Origin of the sequence: Micromonospora sp. DT63, from assembly GCF_049841615.1 — a bacterium.
Lineage (GTDB): Bacteria > Actinomycetota > Actinomycetes > Mycobacteriales > Micromonosporaceae > Micromonospora.
In genome coordinates, this window is sequence record NZ_JBNCKQ010000004.1 from 553346 (window position 1) to 569791 (window position 16446).

Sequence of the window (16446 nt, forward strand, 5' to 3'; positions counted from 1 at the left end):
GGAGCTAATGTACCCCCGTGGAACTCGTCACCCTCCAGGATGTGCCGCTCGGGCGGCTGCTGGTGGTGGCCGGGCACCTCGTCGGGCAACGGTGGAACCGCTATCTCGCCGAGGAGCACGGCCTCACCCAGGCCGGCATGATCACCCTGATGACGCTCGCCCGACACGGCGAGCTGCCCCACCGCCAGGTCGCCGAGAAGGGGTTCGTCCGCCCGGCGACCCTGACCGGCATCGTCGACACACTCGAACGCGACGGTCTGGTCGAGCGGCAGCGCGACGACAGCGACCGGCGCAGCATCCGACTCGCCATCACCCCCGCCGGGCGGGAGCGGGTGGCCGCGCTCGGCGCCCTCATGCACTCCGGAAGCCCGCTCACCTCGGTCGACGCCGACCCGGCGAAAGCCCAGGTGATCAGGGAGTTCCTGCTCGAGGTCATCGGCAGCGGGGACGACCCGCGGATGACCGGACGACCCACCGACGCGAAGGAACCGTCGTGCTGATCAGACTGCTGCGCGGTCAACTGCGCTCGTACTCCAGACCGCTGCTGGCGGTGGTGCTGCTCCAGTTCGTGGGCACCATGGCCTCGCTCTACCTGCCCAGCCTCAACGCCGACATCATCGACAAGGGCGTGGCCCGGGGCGACACCGACTACATCGTGCACACCGGCGGCTGGATGCTGCTGGTCAGCCTGGTCCAGATCGTCTGCTCGATCGCCGCCGTCTACCTCGGCGCCCGGACCGCGATGGGCTTCGGGCGGGACGTCCGCGCCCGGCTGTTCGCGCACGTCAACCTCTTCTCCGCCCGTGAGGTGGCCCGGTTCGGCGCACCGTCGCTGATCACCCGCAACACCAACGACGTGCAACAGGTGCAGATGCTCGTGCTGATGAGCTGCACCATGCTGGTCGCCGCGCCGATCATGAGCGTCGGCGGCGTCTTCATGGCGCTGCGCGAGGACATCGGGCTCTCCTGGCTGATGCTGGTCAGCGTGCCGGTGCTGGCCGTCGCGCTGAGTGCCATCATCCGGCGGATGGTGCCGGGCTTCCGGCTCATGCAGACCCGGATCGACACGGTCAACCGGGTGCTGCGCGAGCAGATCACCGGCATCCGGGTGGTCCGCGCCTTCGTCCGCGAGCCGTACGAGACGGACCGCTTCGGTGTCGCCAACGCCGACCTGACCGCCACCGCCCTGCGTACCGGACGGCTGTTGGCGTTGATCTTCCCGGTGGTCATGCTGGTGCTGAACGTGTCCAGCGTGGCGGTGCTCTGGTTCGGCGCGCAGCGGGTCGACTCGGGCGCGATCGAGATCGGCGCGCTCACCGCGTTCCTGCAGTACCTGATGCAGATCCTGATGGCCGTGATGATGGCCACCTTCATGCTGATGATGGTGCCCCGGGCCGCGGTCTGCGCCGAGCGGATCGTCGAGGTGCTGGACACCGACTCCTCGGTGGTCCCCGCCGCCGAGCCGGTCACCGAGCTGCCCAGCCGGGCCGAGCTGGAGCTGCGCGGGGTGCGCTTCCAGTACCCGGGCGCGGTCGAGCCGGTGCTGCGCGACATCTCCTTCAAGGCCACCGCGGGCACCACCACCGCGATCATCGGCAGCACCGGCGCGGGCAAGACGACACTGCTGTCGCTCGTACCCCGCCTGGTCGACGTCACCGGCGGCGCGGTACTTGTCGACGGGGTGGACGTCCGCGAGCTGGAACCGGACGAGCTGTGGCGACGCATCGGCCTGGTGCCGCAGCGGCCGTACCTGTTCACCGGCACGGTCGCCAGCAACCTGCGCTACGGCAACCCGGACGCCACCGACGAGGAACTGTGGGCGGCGCTGGAGATCGCGCAGGCCCGCGACTTCGTGGCCCAGATGCCGGGCGGCCTGGACGCGCCGATCGCCCAGGGCGGCAGCACCGTCTCGGGTGGGCAGCGGCAACGCCTCGCCATCGCCCGTGCCCTGGTCCGGCAGCCGGAGATCTACCTCTTCGACGACTCGTTCTCGGCGCTCGACCTCGGCACCGACGCGCGGCTGCGGGCGGCACTGCGCCCGGTCACCGCACAGTCGGCGGTGGTGATCGTGGCCCAGCGGGTGTCCACGATCGTCGACGCCGACCAGATCATCGTGCTCGAGAACGGAGGGGTCGTCGGAGTGGGACGACACGCGGAGTTGTTGGAGACCTGCCCGACGTACGCCGAGATCGTGGCTTCCCAGCAGACGGCGGAGGTGGCGGCATGAGCGAGGCCGACGAGTCGCGGACCGCGACCGTACCCAGTCAGAAGCCGGGCGGTGACACGCAGCAACCCGGCGGCGGCGCGGCGACGCCGAAGCGGCTGCCGGCCGGACGGCCGGGCGGCGGGCCGCCCTGGATGAGCGCGGGGATGCCCGCCGAGAAGTCGATGAACTTCGGGCCGTCGGCCCGACGGCTGCTCGGTCGGCTGCGCCCGCACCGGCTGCACCTGACCGCGATCATCACCCTCGCCGTGGTGAGCGTCGGGTTCAGCGTGGCCGGGCCGAAGATCCTCGGCCACGCCACCGACCTGATCTTCAGTGGGGTGATCGGTCGGCGGCTGGAGTCGGGCACGACCACCGAACAGGCCGTCGCGGCGGCGCGGGCCAGCGGTAACGACAGCTTCGCCGACATGCTGGCCCGGATGGACGTGGTGCCCGGGGTGGGCATCGACTTCGACGCCCTGGGCCGGGTGCTGCTGCTGGTGCTCGGCCTCTACCTGGCGGCGAGCGTGCTGTCGTGGTGGCAGGGCTGGCTGCTCAACGGGGTGGTCCAGCGCACCGTCCTGCGGCTGCGCGCCGAGGTGGAGGAGAAGCTCAACCGGCTGCCGCTGCCCTACTTCGACCGCCAGCCTCGTGGTGAGCTGCTCAGCCGGGTGACCAACGACATCGACAACATCTCGACGAGCCTCCAGCAGACCTTGAGCCAGCTGCTCACCTCGCTGCTGACCGTCATCGGCGTGCTGGCCGTGATGTTCTGGATCTCCCCGCTGCTGGCCCTGGTGGCTCTGGTGGCCGTCCCGCTGTCGGTGCTGGTCACCCAGCGCATCGCCAAGCGCTCGCAGCAGCAGTTCATCGCCCAGTGGAAGCACACCGGCGAGCTGAACGGCCAGATCGAAGAGGCGTACACCGGTCACGAGCTGGTGAAGGTCTTCGGCCGGCAGCGTGAGGTGGAGGCCGAGTTCCACGCGAAGAACGAGGAGCTGTTCCGGGCCAGCTTCGGCGCCCAGTTCATCTCCGGGATCATCATGCCGTCGATGATGTTCATCGGGAACCTGAGCTACGTGGCCATCGCCGTGGTCGGCGGACTGCGGGTGGCCTCGGGGACGATGAGCCTCGGCGACGTGCAGGCGTTCATCCAGTACTCCCGCCAGTTCACCCAACCGCTGACCCAGCTCGCCTCGATGGCGAACCTGCTCCAGTCCGGGGTGGCGTCGGCCGAGCGGGTCTTCGCGGTGCTCGACGCCGACGAGCAGACCCCCGACCCGGTCGCGCCGGCCCGGGTCACCGACCCGCACGGTCGGGTCGAGTTCGAGCACGTCTCGTTCCGCTACGAACCGGACAAGCCACTGATCGACGACCTGTCGCTGGTCGCCGAGCCCGGGCACACAGTGGCCATCGTCGGCCCGACAGGTGCCGGCAAGACCACCCTGGTCAACCTGGTGATGCGGTTCTACGAGCTGGACGCCGGCCGGATCACCCTCGACGGGGTGGACATCACCACGATGCGCCGCGACGACCTGCGCGGACGGATCGGCATGGTGCTCCAGGACACCTGGCTCTTCGGCGGCACCATCCGCGACAACATCGCGTACGGCCGGCCGGACGCGACCGAGGAGGAGATCGTCGCCGCAGCCCGCGCCACCTTCGTGGACCGGTTCGTGCGCAGCCTCCCGGACGGCTACGACACGGTCATCGACGAGGAGGGCAGCAACGTCAGCGCCGGCGAGAAGCAGCTCATCACCATCGCCCGGGCGTTCCTCGCCGAACCGTCCCTGCTGATCCTGGACGAGGCGACCAGCTCGGTGGACACCCGTACCGAGGTGCTGCTCCAACGGGCGATGGCGGCGCTGCGTTCGGACCGGACCAGCTTCGTCATCGCGCACCGGCTCTCCACCATCCGCGACGCCGACCTGATCCTGATGATGGAGAACGGCCGGATCGTCGAGCAGGGCACCCACGAGCAGTTGCTCGCCGCCCACGGCGCGTACCACCGGCTCTACCGCTCGCAGTTCACCGGGGCCGTGGTCGACGAGGAACCAGCCGCGCCCGCCGGGGCCCAGCCGGCGTCGGTCTGAGGCGGACCGCCGTGCGCGCCACACGATCGACGGTCCACCTCAGCCCGGTGGGCGGATCAGTCCGCCGGGAGCAGGTCGGCGGCGCGCGCGGCGACCTGCCGGCCGATCAGGGCGAGCGCGGCGGCGGCGGGCATCGGGGCCAGGGCGCGGCCGTCGCGCAAACGCAGGGCGAGTGCGCCGTCGGCCGCCTCCCGGGCGCCCAGCACCCCGAGGTACGGGACGCGGCGGCGGGCCGCGTCCCGGACCCGGGCGCCCAGCGAGCCGGCGGTGTCGACCTCGACCCGCAGGCCGCCGTCGACTGCCGCCCGGGCCAGTTCCGCAGCCGCGTCGGCCTGCCCCTCGTCCACCGGCAGCAACACCAACTGGACGGGCGCGTACCAGGCCGGGAACGCGCCCTCGTGCACCTCGATGAGGTACGCGAACAGCCGCTCCATGCTGCCGACCAGGCTGCGGTGCAGCATGACCGGCCGCCGCCGACTGCCGTCGGAACCGGTGTACGACAGATCGAACTTCTCGGGTTTGTCGAAGTCCACCTGGATGGTGGAGATGGTCGACTCGCGGCCTGCCGCGTCGACGATCTGAACGTCGATCTTCGGGCCGTAGAAGGCGGCCTCCCCGGGGGCCTCGACGTACTCCACCCCGGCCAGCGCGCCGCGGAGCAGGTCCTCGGCGCGGGCCCACTGGGCGTCGTCGCCGACGTACTTCCCGCCGGGCCCGCGCAGCGACAGCCGGAACCCCGCCGGACGGACGCCGAGCGCGCCGTGCGCGGCGCGCATCAGCCGGAGGATCTCGGCGACCTCCGCGCCGACCTGGTCCGGGGCGCAGAAGGTGTGCGCGTCGTTGAGCGAGATGGCACGGACCCGGGACAGCCCGCCGAGCACGCCGGAGCGCTCCGAGCGGTACATCCCGCCCAGCTCCGCGATCCGCAGCGGCAGCTCCCGGTAGGAGCGGCCCCGGGCGCGGAACACCAGCGCGTGGTGCGGGCAGAGCGCCGGGCGGAGCACGAACTCGTCGTCGGCGCTGAGCCGCATCGGCGGGAACATGTCGTCGGCGAAGTAGCCGAGATGGCCGGAGAGTTCGAAGAGTTCGCGCTTGCCCAGCGGCGGCGAGTAGACGTGCTGGTGGCCGGAGCGGCGCTCCAGGTCCCGGACGTACTCCTCGACGGCGTGCCGGGCGGCGGCGCCGGCCGGCAGCCAGATGGGCAGGCCGGCGCCGGCCAGCGGATCGGAGACGAACAGCTCCAGCTCACGGCCGAGCTTGCGGTGGTCGATCATGTCGGGCTCCTGGATCGGGGACGACCCGGAGGCGACCTGGACACCGAACGCCGCGCGGCCCTCGGGGGCGGATCGCCCCGGGGCCTGGTCGACGTGGTTACGTCAGAGCGGCACGCCGGGAACACCCGGCGTCGTCGTCATCACTACCGCGCTGCGCATGCGGCGACGGTATCCCTCGGGCGGTCGGGGACGCACCCGGATTTGCGACGGTGGGAGAGGAGGCGGGCCGCCGGCGCGGGACCCGCCGGCGGCCCTGGGCGACCCGAATCGTCAGGAACGGGGGACCCGACGTGCTGGGCCGCGCCGCCCACGGTACGCCGAGGGACGCCGATCCGCCGACCGCCTCGGGCCGCTGTGGGACGGCCGCCGAGCCGTCACCCGAGGGTGGTTCGCCTCGTTGGAACGGGGTGGCCCTGTGGTGTCGACGGTCACGACGGGCCGGGGCTGTCCACGGTGACGCCGGACACGTCGTCAGGCTCAAGACACTCAATCGGCCGCATCCGGCGAGGTGGCAGGCGTGCCCGAACTACTGACTGACGTCGCGTCGCCGACGTGGGCGTACCTGGTGCTGCTCGGCCTGCTGATCGCGGACGCCTTCGTACCGGTGATCCCCACCCAGATCGTCATGATCACCAGTGGCGCGCTGACCGTGTACGGCGGCCTCAGCCTGCCGGTCACCATCGCCGTCGGCGCGCTCGGCGTGTTCGCCGGCGACCTCGCCTGCTACCTGCTCGGCCGTGGCGCACCGGACCGGCGGGCGCCCCGGCACGCCGAACCCAGCCGCGCCCGCCGGATGGCGAGCCGGGTCACGCAGGGATTACGCCAACCCGGCCCACTTGTCATCCTGCTCTGCCGGTTCGTGCCCGGCGGGCGCATGGCGGCCTGCTTCTCGGCCGGCCGCAGCCGATATCCGTACCGGCTGTTCGCGCTCTACGAGACGATCGCCGCGCTGGGCTGGGCCACCTACGGGGCGCTGGTCGGGCACCTGGGCGGCACCGCGCTGACCGAGTCGGCCTGGCGGCTGGCCATCATCGCCACCGCCGCGGCGGCCGGCTTCGCCGCGGCCGGATGGGCGATGACAGTGGTCAGCGCCCGCCACGCCCGCACCGCCGCCGCCGCCGAAGTCCCGATCGACTGAGCGTCGCGAGACCGGCCGAGTATAAGCTGGGCTTATATTGACGCGCTGTGGGAGGTCAAACTTCATCCCGAGGTCGAGAAGTGGTTTCTCCACCTCTGCGAGACGGAACCTGCCAGCGCCGACCTCGTCAGCGAGGCCATCGATCTCCTCGCCGAACACGGCCCGGCTCTTGGGCGTCCCGTGGTCGACCGCCTCAAAGGCAGCATCTTCCACCACATGAAGGAGTTGAGGCCAGGCTCGGCCGGTTCCACCGAGATCCGCATGATCTTCGCTTTTGATCCGATTCGAGAAGCAGTCTTCCTGGTCGCTGGCGACAAGTCAGGCCAGTGGCAGAGTTGGTACAAGGCGGCGGTCCCATTGGCGGACGACCGATTCCAGGAGCACCTCTCGAGGCTGAAGGACACACAGAGATGACCGACGGAGTGGACTGGCGGGACGTGCGGGCCAGGGCTCGAGAACGTGATCCGTCCTGGGAACATCCGGACCGGGTCGCCCGCCGGGCTCAGCAGCGTGAACATATGTTGGCCTTGGTGAGCGGCGCGCAACTGGCGGAGATCCGCAAGCACCTGGGGATGACCCAGGCTCAACTGGCCGAGGCCGCAGGGTTGACCCAGGCCAGGATCAGCCAGATCGAGAATGGCGAGCACACCAGCCTGGACACCCTTCGTGCCTACGTCACTGGCCTGGGCGGCCACCTCGACGTCGTCGCCCGGATCGGGAACATCCAACTGAACGTCGCCTAGGTGCGATCCCGCCAGTGGCAGCGCGAGATGCGGAGAGCCTCTAGGGGTGCAGTTTGGGGGCGAGGTCAGTGACCGTCCCGGATCCGGCTGGGGTGGTCGCGGCGACAGGCTGAGGCATGCCTGGAACCCGGAACACCGGTGTGGTCGCCCTCGGCGGGATCGCCGTGGCGGCGCTGCTCACCGTGATCGGCCACCTGGAAGTCAACGACGACCTCAACCCGTGGGCGCTGACCATCAGCGACTTCGCCGTCTCCGACCGGGGCGGCGTCATCGACGTGGCAATGGTGGTGTTGGCGCTCGCCACAGTGGCGGTGATGTACGGGCTGCGCCGCACCGGCCCGCCGCCCGGCCGAGCGGCGGAGGTGCTGCTCGGGGCGTGGGTGGCCGGGCTGCTGCTGGCCGCCGTGGTGCCGACGAACGAGCCGGGCACCGCCATGACCACCGCGGCCTACGTGCACCGGTACGCGTCGGTGGTCGCCTTTCTGGCATTGCCCACGGCCGGTTGGCTGCTCGCCCGTCGGCCCGAGCTGGCGTCGGCCGCCCGGGCGCTACACACCCTCGTCCTGCTGAGCCTGGCCCTGGCGGCGGCGATGATCTGGTCCGCCTACCCCGGTGACCGCGTGCTGATCGGCCTGGCCGAACGCCTGCTCATCCTCAGCGAGGTGGCAGTGCTGGCAATCGTCGCGCTGACCCAGACCCGCGCGACCGTCCATCATGGAGTTGTGGTGCCTCACCAAAGGGGCATCGTGGTGTAAACCGCGCACCACAACTTCATGATCGACGAGGAGGGGCGATCACTCCAGCTCGTGGAGCATGAGCTGGCGGGCCGCCTCGGTGATCGAGCCGGACAGGCTCGGGTAGATGGTGATCGTCTGCGCCAGCTCGTTGACCGTCAGGTTGTTCTCCACGGCCATGGTGATCGGCAGGATCAGCTCGCTGGCCTTCGGGGCGACCACCACGCCGCCCACCACCTGGCCGCTCGCCGGCCGACAGAACAGTTTCACGAAGCCGTCCGACAGGTCGTCCATCTTGGCCCGGGCGTTGCCGGACAGCGGCAGCATCACCTGCCGGGCCGGCACCTTGCCCGCGTCCACCTCGTCCTGCGAGACGCCCACGGTGGCCAGCTCCGGGTCGGTGAAGACGTTCGCCGCGACGGTCCGCAACCGCAGCGGTCGGACGGCCTCGCCGAGGGCGTGCCACATCGCGATCCGGCCCTGCATGGCGGCCACGCTCGCCAGCAGCAGCACACCAGTGCAGTCGCCGGCGGCGTAGATGCCCGGCACGTTCGTCCGGGAGACCCGGTCGACAGTGACGTAGCCGCCCCGGCCCAGCTCCACGCCGTACTCGGCCAGGCCCAGGTCCGCGGTGTTGGGGATCGAGCCGACAGCGATCAGCGCGTGCGAGCCGGCGACCTTGCGGCCGTCGGACAGCTCCACCTCGACCCCGTCGGCGGTACGCCGGACCGCGTCGGCGCGGGAGTTGTTGAGGATGTTCATGCCGCGGTTGCGGAACACCCGCTCGATCGCCGACGCCGCGTCGGCGTCCTCGTGCGGCATCACCCGGTCCCGGCTGGAGACCAGGGTGACCTCGACCCCCATCGCCAGGTACGCGCTGGCGAACTCGGCGCCGGTCACGCCGGAGCCGACCACGATCAGGTGCTCGGGCAGCTCCGGCAGGTCGTACACCTGGCGCCAGGTCAGGATGCGCTCGCCGTCCGGCACGGCGGTGGGCAACTGGCGGGGTGTCGAGCCGGTGGCCACCAGCACGGTGGACGCGGCGATCGAGTACTCCTCGCTGCCGTCGGCGGGGGTGACGATGACCCGGTGGGTGTGCCCGAGGGCGTCCTCGCCGAGTCGGGCGGTGCCGGCCACGAAGGTGACCCCGGCCTTGAGCAGCTTGGCGTGGATGTCGGACGACTGCGCCAGCGCCAGGCGCTTGACCCGCTCGTGGACGGCCTCCGCGTCGACGGTGACCGCCTCGAGGCCGTCCGAGTGCACCCCGAACTCCTCGGTGTCCCGGTAACCGGTGACCACCTGGGAACTGGCGATGAACGTCTTCGACGGTACGCAGTCGGAGAGCACGCAGGCCCCGCCCGCGCCGTCGGCCTCGACCACGGTGACATCGGCGTCCAGTTGGGCGGCGACCAGCGCCGCCTCGTACCCGGCCGGCCCACCGCCGATGATCACGATCCGGCTCACAGCGCCATCCTTTCGCTCGCGACTGCGGGGCTCCGCTGCGCTGCACTCCTCGCGCTCACCACGTTCGCCCTTCGTTGATGCTCACAGTGACTTTCTTCTCCCGAACGCGTCCGACACGCACAGTCGTATTCTCCCCCACCGGCCCGCCGGGCTATCGTCATCGCCGTGCGTCATCACGCCGCCTACGGCTCAAACCTCGACCCGGCCCGGATGCGGGCCTACTGCCCGCACTCGCCCATGGTGGGCACCGGCTGGCTGGAGGGGTGGCGGCTGACCTTCGCCGGGGAGGACGTCATCGGCTGGGAGGGCGCGGTGAGCACCGTCGTCGAGTCCCCCGGCGACCGGGTGTTCGTGGCGATCTACGACATCCACCCGTACGACGCAGCCCAGCTCGACGAGATCGAGGGCGTGACCGCCGGCACGTACCGGCGGCTGACCGTCCGGGTCTCGACCCTCGACGGCGACGTGACCGCGTGGATCTACGTGTTCGACGGGTACGAGGGTGGCCTGCCGACCTCCTGGTACCTGTCCGAGATCGCGAACGCCGCCGAGAAGGCGGGTGCGCCGGACGACTACGTCACCGAGCTGCGGTCCCGTCCCACCGGCACCGCGTCCCCGTAGCGCGTATCCCACGCCCCCAGTCTGCAACCGCCGCCGACCCGACTGCCCGCCGGCCCCGGCCGGGGTCGTCAATCACACACCGGCGGCGGGGACGACCCGCTCGTACATGTCGGTCCACAGGGTCTCCCGCAGGCCCACCGACTCGTACAGCGACAGCGGGGTGGTCGGGTTGGTGAGGTCCACGCCCAGACCCGCCGACTCCCGCCCCTTCGCCGCGTAGCTGGCGAACGCGCGGCGAAGCAGCGCCGCACCGACACCCCGCCGGCGGTACGCGGGCAGCACCGACAGACCCTTCACCCAGCCCTGCTGCTGGTCGAGCGCCTGGTCGGAGGACTGCAGGGCACCGGCGAGCACCCCGTCGACCTCGGCGACGAACCACTCGTCCCAGGCGGTCACGTCACCGATCCGGGCCCGCCACCGCTCATACGACAGCGGCTCGTGATCCGGGGTGTCGCCGAACGCGACGTCGTGGATCCGGTGGAACTCCCGCAGCTCGGCCTCGTCGTCCGGGCGGACCGGCCGCACCGTGACCCCGGGCGGCGGTGACGGCTCGGTCGGCAGGTCGGCCAACGGCCGGCGCATCCGGACGTACCGCTTGGCCACGGTGAACCCGGCGGCGCGCAGGTCCCGGGCCCAGTCGCGTTCCGGGGCGAACGCCGCGCACCGGACGGTGAGCGCCGGCAGTCGCCGCTCGGCGGCCCGCTCGGCGACCCGGTCGAGCTGCCGGGCCAGCAGTGGCGCGCGGAGGGTGGCGGCCCGCTCCGGATCGACGTAGATCTCCACGAACTCCCGTCCGACCCCGGTCGGGTTGTCCACCGTCGCCCAGGCGACCACGGCGCCGTCCGGGTCGAGCGCCAGCCAGGAGTCCCGGGCCGGGTCGAAGTAGGGGGCCGTCAGCGACTGCTCGACGTCCTCGGCGTCGAAGTCGGGATGGCCGATGGCGAAGGTGTCGGCCGCGTGCACCACCGCGAGGATCGCCGGCACGTCGTCGAGGGTGGGGCGGCGTGTGGTCCAGCCAGCGGGAAGGGTCACGGCAGAAGATCCTGGCAGCAGCTGGCCGACGACGCCGCCTATTTTCGCCGCGGCCGCTCAGCCGGCGAGGCCGGCGCGGGTGCGGTGCAGCAGCTCCACCAGCTCGGCGCCGTCGGCGGGGCCGAGCGCCGCGAACGCTGGCGCGGCCAGCCGGTTGGTCACCGCCTCCGCCCAGAGCCGCCGACGCACCAAGGGCCCCACCGGCGGGTACGGAGGCGGCCAACCGCACGCCACGGCGCCGGCCTCACCCTCCGGCCCGGCCAGCACCGCCTCCAGCGGGGTCATCCCGGCCGCGCGCACCGCCAGCAGATAGGCGCCGGTGAAGTGTTCCCGCAGCAGTCGCAGCCCGGCGGCGCTCCGGGCGCCCGGGGAGAGATCCGGCAGCGGCATGGCCCGCCATGCGGCGAAGAGCGGCATGCCGCTGGCGTCCGCGGCGGCCACCGCCCGCTCGACGAGGCCGGCCAGGCGCTCGGCCCCCGGCTGCACCGCCAGCTGCTGCGTCCCCCATCGGCAGCACTCGACGAGGCTCGCGGCGGCCACCTCGGCCGGCCGCAGGACCCGGGCGGCGGCGTCCCAGCCGTCGGCGACCGCGTCGGGTGCGACGAAGCCGATCGCCGCCGCGGCCGTCTCCGCCCGTACGTCACCGAGTGCGCCGGCCCGGCCGGAGATGTAGAAGGCCCAGCCGGAGATGCCGAGCTGCCGGGCCCGGCGCAGCGTGCTCGGGCACCTGCTGAACCCGTCGCCGAGGTCGAGGATGACGGGTTTGCTGGCGGCGGCGATCTGCTCCGGCGTCATCGAGGCGCCGCCCGTGGGGGTCGCGGCACGGCGACGGCGCTCCGGTCGGGGACGGCTGGCCCCGGACGGCCCACCCGCTCGTCGTCGTCCATCGATGGTCAGTCTGCCGCGCCACCGCCCGCGTCCGCATCCCCCTCTTCGGCCGCCAGTGCCTCGACGGCGGCCTCGACCTCGCCCGAGCGCCGCCGGGCCACCGTCAGCGCCCGCTCGGCCGCCCGCCGGGCCAGCTTGGCGCGGCTGAGGTCCTGCTCGGCGACCGCCCGCCGTCGCTCCAGCTCGGCCAGCTCGGTCTCGATCCCGTCGAGTACGGCGACGCCGTCGCGTTCCTGCCCGGTCGCCTCGGTCAACTCGTCCTCGGCCCGCTGCTGGTCGGCCCGGGCGCGGTCCAGCTCGCGGTCCAGTGCCCGGCGGCGTCGGGCCCGCTCGGCCCGAGCCGCCCGCTGGGCCGCGCGCTCGGCCTGCGCGGCCCGCTCCCCGGCCCGGTCGGGGGCGGCGTCGCGGCCCTCGCGCTGAACGCCCGGCCGGCGGACCGGGCGCCTGGCCTCCGGCTCCTGTTCCTCGTCGCCGGTGACCAGCCGCAGCTGCGGTCGGGGCACCTCACCGAAGCCGGCGTAGGTGGCCGAGCGGAGCAGGCGCCCGGTCCGGACCTGCTCGGCGACCTCGGCGTCGGAGAGCGCCGCGTTCAGGGTCGCCTCCACCTCGGCCAGTGGCAGTCGGCCGGCCGGCGGCGCCTCCGGCTCGGCGGCGGCGAGCTTGCGGACCTCGGCGACCAGGGCGCCGACCACCGCCCGGCGTTGGGCGGACAGCTCCCGCAGTCGGGGCCCGCGCAGCTCCCGCTGGGCGGCCCGCAGGGCATCGGCGAGCTGGACCAGGTCGGCGACCAGCTCGGGACGTCGGATGGCGAGCAGGTTCACCAGCCAGGCGGCGACGGTGGGACGACGCAGCCGGGCCAGCTCCCGGGCGGTGGCCGGGTCGCCGGCTCGGCGGGCCTCGGCCACCGCGGCGTCCCGGGCGGCCACGAAACGGTCCGGTGGAGTGCGGTAGAGCTGCTGCACCAGCTCCGCGGAGGGGCCCGGCATCGCGTCAGACGTCCACCCGGCTACCGGGCTCCAGGCGCTGGTACTCGGTGCCGGACATCGCCGCGTACTGGCGGTTCAGCACGCCCAGCCCGTTGTCGTTGAGCAGGGCGTCGTGCAGGGCGTACGCGCGGCGCGGGGCGACCGCCCGGATGAAGTCGAGCACCTCGGAGAACTTCGACCAGGGGGCGTGGATCGGCGCGAACAGCGTGTCGACGGGTGTCTCGTCCGGTACGACGAGGGAGTCGCCGGGGTGGTAGACCACGTCGTTGATCAGGTAGCCGAGGTTGTCGATCACCGGGAGGTCGGGGTGGATCACGGCGTGCTGCCCGCCGTACGCGCGGATGGCGACCCCGGCGGCGGTGAACGACTCACCGGGGCTGACCGGACGCAACGTCTCGGCCGCATCCCCCAGGGCCTCGGCGAGCGAGGCGGGCCCGTGGATCGGAAACGGCTGCCGGTCCAGTTGCAGGCGTACCGCGGCGAGGTCGAGGTGGTCGGGGTGTTGGTGGGTGATCAGCACCGCGTCCGCACCGTCCAACGCCGTCGCGGGGTCGCTGAACATCCCGGGGTCGACGACGAGCACTCCCCCGTCGTGTTCCACCCGGAGGCAGGAGTGGGCGTACTTGGTGAGCCGCATCGTGACTCCTCCACTATCGAATCGTGATGTCCTGAGCGCAGTCTGCCGGAACCAGTCGGCGGGCGCGTCGCGTCCGAGCTATCGCACCGAAGCTGACGACGATGGGAGCGGGGATGGACGGACGAACAGGACGACGCCGTGGCGCACTACTGGCGGCGGGCACACTTGCGGCGGCGCTGGCCCTGGCGGGGTGCGGTGCCGACGACAGCGGATCGGCGGACTCGGCAGCTCCGGCGGCCAAGGCGCCGGCCGAGGCGGGCGGGGCGGCCGACCGGGGCAGCGGCACGGACGCGGCGGGGGCGGCCGGGGCCGGCGCTCCGGACCTGCGGGTCGACCAGCGGGCGATCATCTACACCGGATCGATGCGGGTGCAGGTTGCCAATGTGGACGCCGCCGCGAGTGAGGTGAGCGCCGTGGTCACCCGCGCCGGTGGTTTCATCGGCGGCGACCAGCGGCGCAGCGCCGACGCCGACGCCGTGGCGGAGTTGCAGCTGCGAGTGCCGGCGGCGAAGTTCTCCGGGGTCGTGGAGGAGGTCGCGAAGCTCGGCCGGCAGGAGAGCCGGGAGATCAACACCCAGGACGTCACCGAGGAGACCGTCGACCTGGAGGCCCGGATCATCAGTCAGCGGGCGCGCGTGGACAGCGCACGACGGCTGCTCGCCCGTGCCAACTCGATCACCGACCTGGTGTCGTTGGAGAACGAGTTGGGTCGCCGGGAGGCGGACCTGGCCTCGCTGGAGGCCAAGAAGCGTCGGCTGGCAGACCTGACCGCGTTGTCCACGATCACGGTGTCGCTGGCCGGACCGGCGGCGAAGACCAGCGAGGAGAAGGCCGAGACCGGCTTCCTGGTCGGGCTCAAGGGCGGCTGGAAGGCGTTCGTCACCTCGATGACGATCCTGCTCACCGTCCTGGGCGCGCTGCTGCCGTGGCTGGTGGCGTTCGGCGTACCGCTGGCGATCCTGCTGGTGGTGCTGGGCCGGCGCCGGAAGACGCCGGCCCTGGTCGCTCCGGTCAGCGCGCAGCCGCCAGTGCCCGCAGCGCGGTCTGCACCATGACGCGTACGCCGGCCGGGATGGCCCGCTCGTCCACGTCGAAGGACGCGCGGTGCAGGTCGACGTTGGGCCCGGAACGGCCCACGCCGAGGCGGGCGAGTGCGCCGGGGACGTACTCCAGATACCAGGAGAAGTCCTCGCCGCCCATGCTCTGGGGTGTCTCAGCGATCCCCTCCGGCCCGAGCGCGGCGCCGGTGGCGGCGGTCAGCACCTGGATCGCCCGGGCGTCGTTGCTCACCGGCGGCCGGCCGCGCAGATACTCCAGGTCGACGGTGGCGCCGGTCGGGGCGATCACGTCCCGCACGACCTGAGCCACGATCTTGGGAGCCTGCTCCCAGGTGTCGCGGTCCATGACGCGCAGCGTGCCCGAGGCGGACGCCTCGGAGGGGATCACGTTGTAACGGGTGCCGGCCGAGGCGTGGCCGAACACCAGCAGCAGCCCGCTGTTGGCCGGCACCCGGCGGCTGACCAGGGCCGGCACCTCGGTGATCAGCCGGCCGAGGGCGTCGACCAGGTCGACTGTCAGGTGCGGGCGGGCGGTGTGCCCGCCCGGCCCGGAGAGCCGGACTGTGACGTTGTCGGCGGCCGCCGTGATCGGGCCGACCCGCAGGCCGACCTGACCCACGGGCAGGTTCGGGTCGCAGTGCAGCGCGAAGATCTGCACGACGTCGTCCAGGCCGCCGGCCTCGATGACCTCCAGCGAGCCGCAGGGCAGGATCTCCTCGGCCGGCTGGAAGATCAGCCGGACCCGGCCGTCCAGCTCGCCGAGGTCGGCGAGCTGGGCCAGCAGCATGCCGACGCCGAGCATGATCGTTGTGTGCACGTCGTGGCCGCAGGCGTGGCAGACGCCCTCCACGGTCGAGCGGTACGGCACGTCCTTGATGTCGTCCAGCGGCAGGGCGTCGATGTCGGCGCGCAGCGCGACGACCGGGCCGTCGGGGCGGCCGTCGATGTCGCAGATCACGCCGTTGCCCTTGGGCAGCAGCCGAGGGTGCAGCCCGGCCAGCGAGAGCTCCCGGGCGATCAGGGCCGCCGTCTCGAACTCCGTACCGGACAACTCGGGGTGCGAGTGAAGGTGACGGCGCGTGGCGATGAGCCCCGGTACCCGGAGGGCGAGGAGGTGGTCCAGGTCGCGAGGAAGGGGCTGGGACCCGGGTGGCGTCTCCGGCCAGGACGACGCCAGCTGGCCACCGGTGGGCAGCGTCAACGCACTCGTCACGTCGAATTCTCGATCACTAGAGATGGATGGATCATCGGGGACAGCAGACAGCCTAGACCTCCGGCGGTGACGCTGCGCAACCTCGTTACGGTGATGATCGGACCGCGTAGCGTCACGTATGCCCTGCTGAGGGCGCTCGTCGAGGTGCGGGACCGCAGGTAGATCGCGTTCGAACGCCGTCATCTGCCCCTTCACCTCCTACAACGCGTAACCAGACCGGGTGGCCACGAATCGCATTGCGGCCCATGGGCCCACTCTGCGAATTGTCGCATTAGTCGGGGTGATGAACTGACACTCCGACAATAAGACGACCACGCTCCGCAACGGGCCGGACAAGGACGCTCACATAGGTCCGCCCAGCC

16 protein-coding genes are annotated in these 16446 nt (G+C 72.0%); 9 read left to right on the forward strand and 7 right to left on the reverse strand.

All coding sequences use genetic code 11. The annotated features are described in order from the left end of the window. Positions 1-17: 17 nt before the first annotated feature. From ACLQ27_RS18360 to ACLQ27_RS18370, 3 genes are read left to right on the forward strand one after another with little or no spacing between them, the layout of a single operon-like run. On the forward strand, positions 18-500 hold the full coding sequence (locus ACLQ27_RS18360; protein ID WP_234587371.1) for a MarR family winged helix-turn-helix transcriptional regulator: 483 nt from the start codon (positions 18-20) through the stop codon (positions 498-500). Next, positions 494-2227 (forward strand): ABC transporter ATP-binding protein, encoded by a 1734-nt coding sequence (locus ACLQ27_RS18365; protein ID WP_357493583.1) that lies wholly within the window; start codon positions 494-496, stop codon positions 2225-2227. Before ACLQ27_RS18360 ends, ACLQ27_RS18365 begins: the two co-directional genes overlap by 7 nt. Continuing rightward, positions 2224-4296: an ABC transporter ATP-binding protein gene (locus tag ACLQ27_RS18370; RefSeq protein WP_425867770.1), complete on the forward strand. Its 2073-nt coding sequence runs from the start codon at positions 2224-2226 to the stop codon at positions 4294-4296. Before ACLQ27_RS18365 ends, ACLQ27_RS18370 begins: the two co-directional genes overlap by 4 nt. A 56-nt stretch (positions 4297-4352) precedes the next feature. Here ACLQ27_RS18370 and thrS read toward each other — a convergent pair whose 3' ends face one another. Next, a complete protein-coding gene (thrS, locus tag ACLQ27_RS18375) occupies positions 4353-5570 on the reverse strand; it encodes a threonine--tRNA ligase (RefSeq protein ID WP_357493581.1) in 1218 nt (405 codons plus the stop codon). Positions 5571-6087: 517 nt separating this feature from the next. On the opposite strand from thrS, the gene ACLQ27_RS18380 reads away from it, so the two are divergent. The 4 genes from ACLQ27_RS18380 to ACLQ27_RS18395 all read left to right on the forward strand — a co-directional run bounded on the left by ACLQ27_RS18380 (position 6088) and on the right by ACLQ27_RS18395 (position 8206). After that, positions 6088-6708, forward strand: coding sequence for a DedA family protein (locus ACLQ27_RS18380; RefSeq protein WP_357493579.1), 621 nt, complete (start codon positions 6088-6090; stop codon positions 6706-6708). A 45-nt stretch (positions 6709-6753) separates the two neighbouring features. Next, on the forward strand, positions 6754-7122 hold the full coding sequence (locus ACLQ27_RS18385) for a type II toxin-antitoxin system RelE/ParE family toxin (RefSeq protein WP_425867887.1): 369 nt from the start codon (positions 6754-6756) through the stop codon (positions 7120-7122). Beyond that, positions 7119-7451: a helix-turn-helix domain-containing protein gene (locus ACLQ27_RS18390; RefSeq protein WP_357493577.1), complete on the forward strand. Its 333-nt coding sequence runs from the start codon at positions 7119-7121 to the stop codon at positions 7449-7451. Before ACLQ27_RS18385 ends, ACLQ27_RS18390 begins: the two co-directional genes overlap by 4 nt. 116 nt (positions 7452-7567) lie before the next feature. Next, positions 7568-8206 carry a DUF998 domain-containing protein gene (locus ACLQ27_RS18395; protein ID WP_357493575.1) on the forward strand — a complete coding sequence of 213 codons (639 nt, stop codon included), beginning with the start codon at positions 7568-7570 and terminating at the stop codon, positions 8204-8206. A gap of 39 nt (positions 8207-8245) precedes the next feature. Here ACLQ27_RS18395 and ACLQ27_RS18400 read toward each other — a convergent pair whose 3' ends face one another. Then, on the reverse strand, positions 8246-9649 hold the full coding sequence (locus ACLQ27_RS18400; RefSeq protein ID WP_425867774.1) for an NAD(P)H-quinone dehydrogenase: 1404 nt from the start codon (positions 9647-9649) through the stop codon (positions 8246-8248). Between the two features lie 165 nt (positions 9650-9814). Between ACLQ27_RS18400 and ACLQ27_RS18405 the strand changes: the two genes are divergently transcribed. After that, positions 9815-10270, forward strand: a complete 456-nt coding sequence (locus ACLQ27_RS18405) for a gamma-glutamylcyclotransferase (protein ID WP_234587356.1) — start codon at positions 9815-9817, stop codon at positions 10268-10270. Positions 10271-10342: 72 nt separating this feature from the next. Here the strand turns inward: ACLQ27_RS18405 and ACLQ27_RS18410 are convergent, their stop codons facing one another. The 4 genes from ACLQ27_RS18410 to ACLQ27_RS18425 all read right to left on the reverse strand — a co-directional run bounded on the left by ACLQ27_RS18410 (position 10343) and on the right by ACLQ27_RS18425 (position 13813). Further along, the gene (locus ACLQ27_RS18410; protein ID WP_425867776.1) at positions 10343-11302 is read right to left on the reverse strand and encodes a GNAT family N-acetyltransferase; all 960 of its coding nucleotides are present in this window, start codon (positions 11300-11302) and stop codon (positions 10343-10345) included. A 57-nt stretch (positions 11303-11359) separates the two neighbouring features. Further along, positions 11360-12097, reverse strand: coding sequence for an SCO6745 family protein (locus ACLQ27_RS18415; protein WP_357573326.1), 738 nt, complete (start codon positions 12095-12097; stop codon positions 11360-11362). A gap of 98 nt (positions 12098-12195) precedes the next feature. Continuing rightward, positions 12196-13176, reverse strand: a complete 981-nt coding sequence (locus ACLQ27_RS18420) for a hypothetical protein (protein ID WP_425867779.1) — start codon at positions 13174-13176, stop codon at positions 12196-12198. Positions 13177-13180: 4 nt separating this feature from the next. Further along, positions 13181-13813 carry an MBL fold metallo-hydrolase gene (locus ACLQ27_RS18425; protein WP_425867781.1) on the reverse strand — a complete coding sequence of 211 codons (633 nt, stop codon included), beginning with the start codon at positions 13811-13813 and terminating at the stop codon, positions 13181-13183. A gap of 92 nt (positions 13814-13905) precedes the next feature. Here ACLQ27_RS18425 and ACLQ27_RS18430 point away from each other — a divergent pair, with 92 nt between their 5' ends. Next, complete coding sequence (locus ACLQ27_RS18430; protein ID WP_357494259.1) at positions 13906-14868, forward strand: DUF4349 domain-containing protein; 963 nt, start codon at positions 13906-13908, stop codon at positions 14866-14868. Here ACLQ27_RS18430 and ACLQ27_RS18435 read toward each other — a convergent pair. Beyond that, complete coding sequence (locus ACLQ27_RS18435; RefSeq protein WP_357493564.1) at positions 14825-16084, reverse strand: amidohydrolase; 1260 nt, start codon at positions 16082-16084, stop codon at positions 14825-14827. The genes ACLQ27_RS18430 and ACLQ27_RS18435 overlap by 44 nt on opposite strands. Between the last annotated feature and the right edge of the window lie 362 nt (positions 16085-16446).

Excerpts from the sequence above, each read along its gene's own strand:
- ACLQ27_RS18425 (WP_425867781.1), bottom strand. The coding sequence starts at position 13,813 with ATGCGGCTCACCAAGTACGCCCACTCCTGCCTCCGGGTGGAACACGAC.
- ACLQ27_RS18415 (WP_357573326.1), bottom strand. The coding sequence starts at position 12,097 with ATGACGCCGGAGCAGATCGCCGCCGCCAGCAAACCCGTCATCCTCGAC.
- ACLQ27_RS18420 (WP_425867779.1), bottom strand. The coding sequence starts at position 13,176 with ATGCCGGGCCCCTCCGCGGAGCTGGTGCAGCAGCTCTACCGCACTCCA.
- ACLQ27_RS18390 (WP_357493577.1), top strand. The coding sequence starts at position 7,119 with ATGACCGACGGAGTGGACTGGCGGGACGTGCGGGCCAGGGCTCGAGAA.
- ACLQ27_RS18395 (WP_357493575.1), top strand. The coding sequence starts at position 7,568 with ATGCCTGGAACCCGGAACACCGGTGTGGTCGCCCTCGGCGGGATCGCC.
- thrS (WP_357493581.1), bottom strand. The coding sequence starts at position 5,570 with ATGATCGACCACCGCAAGCTCGGCCGTGAGCTGGAGCTGTTCGTCTCC.
- ACLQ27_RS18370 (WP_425867770.1), top strand. The coding sequence starts at position 2,224 with ATGAGCGAGGCCGACGAGTCGCGGACCGCGACCGTACCCAGTCAGAAG.